The organism is Halomonas sp. McH1-25 (assembly GCF_022348165.1).
Lineage (GTDB): Bacteria > Pseudomonadota > Gammaproteobacteria > Pseudomonadales > Halomonadaceae > Modicisalibacter.
Window position 1 is genome coordinate 1 of the sequence record NZ_JAKRFI010000025.1, and the last position, 1,212, is coordinate 1,212.

General features: G+C 60.4%; 1 protein-coding gene. It reads right to left on the minus strand.

The genetic code is table 11. From position 1 onward, the window contains the following. Positions 1-19 precede the first annotated feature (19 nt). Positions 20-1,149 (minus strand): IS3 family transposase gene (locus tag MHM84_RS21380; RefSeq protein ID WP_239269101.1). Its coding sequence is split into 2 segments (ribosomal slippage): positions 20-897 and positions 897-1,149, totalling 1,131 coding nucleotides; the frame shifts between segments, so codons are not numbered across the junction. Positions 1,150-1,212: the final 63 nt, after the last annotated feature.

Here is a 1,212-nt window from a genome sequence, read left to right on the forward strand (position 1 = left end):
CTGACCTGCCACCGAACTTTCATCCAGCGGCTATTTGAGTCCCGTTAGTCTTCGTGTCGATTCGTGCAGCTGTCAGCGTCTGCGCATAAGCCACCGGGGTTTGGTAATCCAGGGCCGAGTGCGGACGTTCCGTATTGTAATCATTCGCCCAGGCAGCGATTACAACCCGCGCGTGAGCCAGGTTACGGAACAAGGTCTCGTTGAGGAGTTCGTCCCGCATCCGACCGTTGAAGCTCTCCACAAAACCATTCTGCATGGGCTTGCCCGGTGCGATGTAGTGCCATTCGATTTGGTGCTCGGCGCACCAGCTCAGGATCGCGTTGGACGTCAGCTCCGTGCCGTTGTCCGAGACAATCATTCCGGGCTTTCCGCGCCGCTCGATCAGCGCCGCCAGCTCACGTGCCACTCGGCGCCCGGATATCGAGGTGTCCGGGATCGCGGCAAGGCATTCCCGCGTGACGTCATCGACGATGTTGAGCACTCGAAAGCGCTGCCCGTCAATCAACTGATCGTGCACGAAGTCCAGCGACCACCGTGCATTGACGCGTGCCTCGACAAGAATTGGCGCCCGTGTTCCGACGGCTTTGCGTCGGGCTTTTCGCTTGCGCACCGTCAGCCCTTCCTCGCGGTAGAGCCGATAGATCCGGTTAATCCCGGATGATTCGCCCTCGCGACGCAGCAGAACGAAGAGCCGCCGATAGCCGAACCGTCGGCGCTCGTTGGCCAACGCCCGTAGTCGGTCGCGCAGCACCGAATCGGGAGCGCGCTGCGCCTGGTATCGGATCATTGTGCGATCCGCACCCGCAAGTCGGCATGCCCGCCGCTCAGACAGCCCGAGCAAGGCCTTCAGATGCGCGACCGCCTCGCGCTTCACGGCGGGCGTCACCACTTTTTTGAAACCAGTTCCTTCATCGCAGCCAGGTCGAGCATCTGCTCGGCCAATAGCTTCTTCAGCTTGGCATTCTCGTCCTCGAGCGCCTTCAACCGCTTCGCCTCCGACACCGTCATACCGCCGAACTTGGCTTTCCAGTTGTAGAAGGTCCCCTCCGACATACCGTGCTTGCGGCATAAGTCTGCACATCTCGCGCCCGCTTCATGCTCGGCCAGAATGCCGATGATCTGCTCTTCCGTGAATCTCGCTCGTTTCATCGTCCGTCCTCCGGTTAGGTCGGACTCTAATCGACGATGGAGGAAAAATCTCGTGGCAGGTCA